The 6,855-nt window shown below is 43.6% G+C and carries 8 protein-coding genes and 1 pseudogene; 1 reads left to right on the forward strand and 8 read right to left on the reverse strand.

What is annotated here, in order from left to right; genetic code table 11:
- The 8 genes and pseudogenes from JL57_RS27460 to JL57_RS27490 all read right to left on the reverse strand — a co-directional run.
- The coding region (locus tag JL57_RS27460; RefSeq protein WP_034145083.1) for a 4Fe-4S dicluster domain-containing protein at positions 1-512 on the reverse strand (512 nt) is incomplete at its 3' end.
- Positions 513-653: 141 nt separating this feature from the next.
- Positions 654-1,283, reverse strand: coding sequence for a response regulator transcription factor (locus tag JL57_RS27465; protein WP_034145084.1), 630 nt, complete (start codon positions 1,281-1,283; stop codon positions 654-656).
- Complete coding sequence (locus JL57_RS35745) at positions 1,270-3,159, reverse strand: HAMP domain-containing protein (protein ID WP_291300662.1); 1,890 nt, start codon at positions 3,157-3,159, stop codon at positions 1,270-1,272. The genes JL57_RS27465 and JL57_RS35745 overlap by 14 nt, the downstream gene beginning before the upstream one ends.
- The gene (gene phnD / locus JL57_RS27475) at positions 3,156-4,091 is read right to left on the reverse strand and encodes a phosphate/phosphite/phosphonate ABC transporter substrate-binding protein (RefSeq protein ID WP_045691820.1); all 936 of its coding nucleotides are present in this window, start codon (positions 4,089-4,091) and stop codon (positions 3,156-3,158) included. Before phnD ends, JL57_RS35745 begins: the two co-directional genes overlap by 4 nt.
- A gap of 597 nt (positions 4,092-4,688) precedes the next feature.
- The gene (locus tag JL57_RS27480) at positions 4,689-4,946 is read right to left on the reverse strand and encodes a helix-turn-helix domain-containing protein (protein WP_034145089.1); all 258 of its coding nucleotides are present in this window, start codon (positions 4,944-4,946) and stop codon (positions 4,689-4,691) included.
- A gap of 329 nt (positions 4,947-5,275) precedes the next feature.
- Positions 5,276-5,668: a hypothetical protein gene (locus tag JL57_RS27485; RefSeq protein ID WP_291300663.1), complete on the reverse strand. Its 393-nt coding sequence runs from the start codon at positions 5,666-5,668 to the stop codon at positions 5,276-5,278.
- A gap of 10 nt (positions 5,669-5,678) precedes the next feature.
- Positions 5,679-5,912: pseudogene (locus JL57_RS35750) on the reverse strand (hypothetical protein); the annotation flags it as partial.
- A gap of 116 nt (positions 5,913-6,028) precedes the next feature.
- Positions 6,029-6,421, reverse strand: a complete 393-nt coding sequence (locus JL57_RS27490) for a carboxymuconolactone decarboxylase family protein (RefSeq protein WP_034145086.1) — start codon at positions 6,419-6,421, stop codon at positions 6,029-6,031.
- Positions 6,422-6,574: 153 nt separating this feature from the next.
- Here JL57_RS27490 and JL57_RS35755 point away from each other — a divergent pair, with 153 nt between their 5' ends.
- Positions 6,575-6,724, forward strand: a complete 150-nt coding sequence (locus tag JL57_RS35755; protein WP_291299564.1) for a hypothetical protein — start codon at positions 6,575-6,577, stop codon at positions 6,722-6,724.
- Positions 6,725-6,855 lie beyond the last annotated feature (131 nt).

Genomic DNA, 6,855 nt, shown 5'->3' on the forward strand with positions numbered 1-6,855 from the left:
GGACGGAGGGTTTGAACCCCATTTAATGTAATATACTGAGAAATTTCACTCAGAGGATCATTGAGATCTCCGAATATACGTGCCTTTCCCATACAGTTGTGGACACAGGCCGGTTCTAATCCCAATTCCACTCGGTGGTCACAGAACGTACATTTATCAGCAACTTTTAACCCCTCATGCAAATAACGAGCAGAATAAGGACAAGCTACGATGCAGTATCCGCAGCCGATACACCGTTTTTGATTCACCAGCACAATTCCATCCTCATTCTTGTAACTGGCTTTAACCGGACAGACCGTAACACAAGGCGCATTTTCACAATGGTTACATAGTTTTGGAATAAAATTGCGTTTGACCTTCGGAAACACTCCCCGTTCCGTCATGTCAACCCAAGACCGGAATCCATCATAAGTGACTCCATTTTCCATTTTGCAACTAATGGTACAAGACATGCAACCAACACACTTCCGTGTGTCAATAACCATACCATAGCGCTTTTTCTCTGTTGGCATCTTGGCATCTCCTCCTTAAGAAAATACTTTGTTTCACATATAAGTATATGAAAAAGGAATCCCCTCGTATATCAAGGAGATTCCTAGTCTTCTTCCCTCAAATCCCTAGGATAGCTACTAGGGATTTCCCTAGTTTAATAACTATACCAGACCTTGTTTAATAGCATAAGCTACTAACTCCGATTTATTCTTCAGTCCTAGCTTTTGGGTTAAACGAGCACGATGAAATTCAACCGTTTTGGGGCTAATATTTAATAACTCTGCGATTATCTTCATCGTTTTCCCTTGAGCAGTTAAGATGAGAACCTCCGTTTCACGATCAGTCAATGATTCTTCCCCTTGTTCGCCTGCCTGCCAGGCGTCCATTAAGACTTGGGTAACGGTTGCATCTAAATATTTGCGTCCGCTATGAACCGCTCTTATAGCGGTTACTAATTCGTCAGCCGCCGCACTCTTCAGGAGATACCCCGCAACGCCTACCTTGGTGGCTCGCAGGATATATTCCCGGTTTTCATGCTGAGTCACCATTAAGAGTTTAGCGTTCGGCAAGCGATCGAGTACACTACGAGCCACAGAAATGCCATCAAGACCAGGCATAGATATATCAAGGACGACCACATCTGGTCTACATTTGAGGATTAATTCTAAGGCTAGATGCCCATCACTAGCCTCTCCTACGACCTGCATATCTGATTCCATTTGTAATAACATGGTGACTCCGGCCCTAAAGAGGGTATGGTCATCCACCAGCATAACCTTAATTCTCTCCATTACTGTTATCCTCCTTTTTCAGCGGAATGACCGCTACAATGGTAGTGCCGCGCTCAACTTCAGAATGAATTTCAACACGTCCACCGATTAAGGATGCCCTCTCCATCATGCCAATTAAGCCTAAAGGTTTCTTCCCTTGCTCAAATTCAAACATATTTTCGTCCCAAATGAACCCTTTTCCATTGTCCTGTATTTTTAGTATTGCTTTAGTCTCTTCAACCTTAAATTCTATAACTAGGTAAGTCGCTTGCGAGTATTTTGCGGCGTTGGTAATCGCCTCTTGCCCAATGCGATATAAGGTCGTTTCCACTTGGGGATCGATTCTTTCTTTAGACCAGTTTCCCTGAACATCGACTTCGAGCGGTTCTTTCCAATCCCGACTTGCAGCGAGCCATCTTAAGGCTGGAACAAGCCCTAAATCATCCAACAAAGTGGGACGTAAATGAAAGACGATATTATGCAGTTCTCTCATAATCCGCACTGCTTCATCCTTGGATTCCTCTAATAAAGCTTCTGCTTTGCGGGTGTCTTTGTGAATCCAACCCATTGAGACTTTCAAACGCATGGCTAAAGCAGCAAGGGACTGGCTTGTTTCGTCATGTAACTCTCTGGCAATCCGTTTACGTTCATCCTCTTGCGCCACAATGACTTTTTCTAGCAGTTGGCTCACTTTGGCTTCCCGAGCCTTTAGTTCTTGCCAAAGGTTTACATTCTCAATCATGGTTCCAAGCTGACCGCCAATCGTTTGCAGAGTTTCCAAATCAGCGGCAATGAGCTCTTTGTCACTGAGGAGATATATCGCTCCTAAAATGCGATCACTGACAAAGATCGGGACCCCTGTAACCTGGTAGTTTCGCCCGCCTTTAAGTAAAGAACTTTTTGATAAGCATTGTCCTTGCTTAATCCTTGAAAGGTCACACCCACAGAATTCACATTCCGAACAAGGGATGATATGTTCTTCGATTCCAAGGGTAATTATGTTCTCAATCCCTGTTGTCTCTCTAATACGCAGCTGAACCCAGCCTCCACTTAAAGCGAGGTTTTCTACAATCTGAACGAGCGCGTCCTGGAGGACTGTGTTTATATCTTGCCCCAATCGAATCGTTTCCGCGACTCCGTTGAGTGCCGAAAGCTCCCGGTTTTTAATGCGTTGTTCTTCCTCGGCAACTCTGATTTTCGACATACTCTCTTCTAGAGCAGTCAGCATTCGATTGAAACTATGAGCTAATTCTCCGACTTCATCCTTGGTAGTAATGTCTACTCGGTGATCCAGTTGACCATTCGTAATTTTACGGGTTAAAGTCGTCAATGTTTCAATCGGGGAAGAGAGATATTTGCCCAAAAAGCCTGCGGCTAAGCTACCAAAAATTACTCCAACCAGAGTTAGCGCTATAATCGTTTTAAAAATACGTGTTAAGGTTGCCTGGATATAGTCCTCTTTATACCCAATATGGAGTTCACTCCTTAAGCCATCAAGGAGAAATACTCCCCCATCTTCGACTCTTTCTTCGTCAGCGGAGAAGGATTTTATGGCATGGGATTGATTAGGCGTCAGGCGATTGAGTTCTACAAGTTCGGAGGAGATGTTGCCCTTAAAGGTATGTAATATACTGCCATCCGGTAGTATGAGAAAGGCATACAACAATTGTCGATCTTCTTTTAATCCCTCCAAATTTCTTTGGACGGTTAAATAATTCCCGGTTAAAACTGGGTTCGCGAGGTTACTGGCGACGACTTTAGCCAAGGAGATTTCCTTGTCTTGCACAGTCTCGCGCAAAGCATTTCCGACAAAATGACTGATCAAGGGTACGGTCATTAAACCCAGCACTGTTACAATGGCGACAATAACTATGGATATCTTTTTGCTAAGTTTCATTCTGCCCCTCCGTCAAATAAGCCGAGACGAACAGCCCACGTTCTTGCTTTTTCGAAGTCTCGATCATCCGTTGGGACAAAGCCAAGTGGCATTTCAGTTTGATCCCAATGGTATAGCATCCCCTTATCCTTACCTTCGGGTGCAAACTCTAACAGAGCTTCCTGGAGCTTTTTTACTACATCCGAGGGAAGAGAAGGAGAGACTGAAATGGTACTGCTGGGAAATTCATCAGACTCTGCTAAGATCCGGACCAGTCCTTTATTTGCCAACTCTCGTCCCAAGGTATCTTGTATTCCGCCTGCGGCGTATCGTCCACTAATAACCGCATTGGCCGTATCGAAATGAGAACCGGCAAACGTATAGCCCGTAAGGTCTGTTAAGTTAACCCCTGCTTCGGTAAGCATGATCAACGGAATGAGGTAACCTTGTGTAGAGGTATCTGAACCGAAGGTAAAGGTTTTGCCCAGTAAATCGCGTAGGGAGCGGAGTTTGCTGTTGGTCGAAGTAATTATTAGAGCTCTGTACTCTGCTTTACCTTGTTCCGTTATGCCTCGAACAACAGCACGAACTCCATACTTTTGATGAGCTTTTAAGTAACTAAGCGTACCTATCGCCGCAATATCCACCCGTCCTGTTCCCAGTTCCTCAATTAGATTTTGGTTTGGAGTCATGGGTCGAAGTTCGAAATTATAACCTGTTGCTGTTTCTAAGTACTTCAGGAAAGTCGCATACATTTTCACATCCTCTGCTGGATCCATCCTACGATCATAGCTAAACGTATAGACAGGTGAAGTCACATCCATTTTAGCGGTAACCGGGTTTTGATCTTCCTGAGTGAGAGGAACGACGTTCTCCTTTGTTAACGTTGAACATCCCGTTATAGGCCAGAGAAAAAGAATCGCACTCAAGAATATTAATAGTGCCTTTGGCATGTGTGTTTGCTCCTAACCATTAATCTAAGTCTCTTTATCCTTACTAGTTCACTCCATGATGGTGCATAAATGACCTAAAGTCACGTAAGGTTATCTTGTCAGTGAGTGTAGTGCTTACACTCTAGTTTATCTAATTTGTAGTCGTTTGCAATCTTTGCCACTTGTTCAATAAAAATAAACCTTAACAAAGATGGAAACAAACCCCTCCTCTGCGCCACAATTGCAATTTCGCCTAATAATATCATTCTTTCAATTTTCATCTAGGAAAACACAAAAACCAGTAACCTCCTCAACATTCATTGAAGGAGCGTTGGGTTATTCCCTTCGCCGAAATTTTCCATTTCTACTATAAAAATAACGTTATGACTCATACTAATCAAATACTTTTGTAAAATTAGTTTAATACATGTTCAATCTTTGAGTATTCCCGACGCTGTGTTCAAATGTTCCCTTTATGACTTAGTAATATGACTATTTGTTTCTTTTCTGATGTTAGGTTATTTCTTAGAGTGGGTAGTTCACTGCATAGCTCACTGTGAACTGTACTATAGTTCATCAAATGAGCAGACCACCCCCTTGGTTTAAATGTAAGATTTTTCAGAGCTTCACATAATACATGTTACTGCTTATGCCGCCGTTTTCCAGCCACCTATTTTCCTTGCGAAGATGTCCTATCTTTTCAAGGTCTACGATGGCTCTTTTTACGGTGCTTCTTGACAGCTTCAGCTCCTTAGCGATGGTACCAATCGCCGGATAACACTTGCCGTCCTTGTCAGCACGATCATGCAAGTACATATAAACAGCAACAGCTCGATGTGGAAGCTCTGATGCATAAAGTGATGAAAAGTATCCCATTTCACCCCTCCTTTTAAAAGAAAAACCATGTACCCGTTTTTTATTGGCACATGGCTTTTTCTGTATTTCCTTATTCCATTTTTGAAAGCTTTCGTCATCCATCTTCGCTTCATCTCCGACAATGGTGACATATTCACCGATGATATTCAGAGCTTCATCGTAGCTGCCGGATTCCATGACCCGGTCCCACATCTCACGGGCTTTTTCACCAATATCATTTTCCTTTAGGGTTCTTGAGGGAATGCCTACAAGATTAAAAATATTTCCATCCTTACCCAAGAGTGGACATTCGGGTTTAAAGTGGTTGTTTTCCATGATCTCATTCTCCCTTATGATAGATTATATTGGGTCAGTGAAGTCTCTTCACAAATCACTTGTTTACCGTTGGTTTGATTTAAATTTGATATTTGTTGCATTATAATTTCCTGCTCTTGGCCTTCCAGGTCAATAAAAATATGAGTCTTCACACAATTAAGCGCAAGACTCAGATAGGATGAAATTAGTTTTTGCTTGTCATCAAGGGTACGGATGCCGACCATATGGAGCTGATCATTCATAGCAGTGATGTTCTGTTGAATGTCATCTGCCTTTACTCTCAGCTTGCCTTTATCATGATGGGGATGATAGCTCTTATAAAGCTGCTTGGTTAATTGTTCTATGAGTACCGGCTTTTCAAGCTGACGGTATTGCTCCTGAATTGCAAGAAGAGCATAGGATGCCATGCTTTGTAGTTGCTCCAGGAAATGGCAGCCCATAGAACTCCTGCACAAAGTCGATAGTGAGACCGCCTTGCCTGCTGCTGTGCCGAAACCACTGATTGCCCCAGACAGTTACACTGTCATGACGCCCCCACCTCCACTCTCTGCCTGAACGTATGAGCTGCTCTCCCTGTCTTCGAAGAAAGTCAACGAGATCAACAGAGTTTGCACGTTGCTTCTGTTCATCGGTAAAATGTATATATGCCATGGTGTACCTCCTTGTCATAGTCTACATGCGACACACCCGCGAAAAAAGCCGCCCATTGTTGAATGGACGGCTTACGGCGTGACAGCTTATTATTGAATGTTTTTAAGTATCTGCTCCTATTTTTTTCGGAGCGTTATTTTCCGGTTGGTAAAGACTTTTTTTGCAACCGCAACTGCATTGAGCACCTTCGGAAAGCCGGTATAAGGGACGCACTGCAAAAATGTTTCGATCACTTTTTCAGGTGCAACACCCACATTCAATGCTCCATTGATATGAACCTCCAACTGCGGCTCACAACAGCCTGAAGTAAGCAGGCTGGAAATGGTGATCAGTTCCCTCTCCTGGAGATTCAGTCCTTCGCTGCTGTAGATATCCCCGAACGCAAATTCAATGATATATCTTCCCAGATCCGGAGCGATGTCCTGTAATGACTCAATTACATTTTCCCCACCGATACCATCGACTTCTGATAATTTTTGTAGACCACGTTCATAACGATTTTTTTCCATTGTTTTCATCTCCTTATGTGCGCACGTTGTGCGCTTCATATATATTTCCTAGAAATCATCGCTCCTGCATTGCGATGTAAGACAACCGACTAACTTTATGCGAAAGCCTCTGGGGGACAACAGCATGTCGGTAAAGTCAGGATTAGACTGCAATTGCTGTCGAGTAGCCTGGCGAGTCAGGCCATATATGGTAAAGCCTATGGGCTGAATCCGGGTCTGTGGCTTGAGGCGCTGCCGGAATTAACCCCGGTATCAATGGGTATCCCCAATATAAAAAGGATTGGGTATAAGCAGGCCCATTGACGCACCTGCGGTAAGCAGGGTATAGACCAACCGGATACCTACGTATGGAGACACTATATGGAGCGTCAAACGTGACCTGCCTAAGTGCCGTTCTCGGCATATGGCAGAGAGCCCTAATAGTAGCCTAACGG

The sequence above is a fragment of the Desulfosporosinus sp. BICA1-9 genome (assembly GCF_000802135.1).

What these genes read in the sequence shown, in the direction of transcription:
- JL57_RS27465 (WP_034145084.1), bottom strand. Translation starts at nt 1,283, where the DNA reads ATGGAGAGAATTAAGGTTATGCTGGTGGATGACCATACCCTCTTTAGG.
- JL57_RS35745 (WP_291300662.1), bottom strand. Translation starts at nt 3,159, where the DNA reads ATGAAACTTAGCAAAAAGATATCCATAGTTATTGTCGCCATTGTAACA.
- phnD (WP_045691820.1), bottom strand. Translation starts at nt 4,091, where the DNA reads ATGCCAAAGGCACTATTAATATTCTTGAGTGCGATTCTTTTTCTCTGG.
- JL57_RS27480 (WP_034145089.1), bottom strand. Translation starts at nt 4,946, where the DNA reads ATGGGATACTTTTCATCACTTTATGCATCAGAGCTTCCACATCGAGCT.
- JL57_RS27485 (WP_291300663.1), bottom strand. Translation starts at nt 5,668, where the DNA reads ATGGCATCCTATGCTCTTCTTGCAATTCAGGAGCAATACCGTCAGCTT.
- JL57_RS27490 (WP_034145086.1), bottom strand. Translation starts at nt 6,421, where the DNA reads ATGGAAAAAAATCGTTATGAACGTGGTCTACAAAAATTATCAGAAGTC.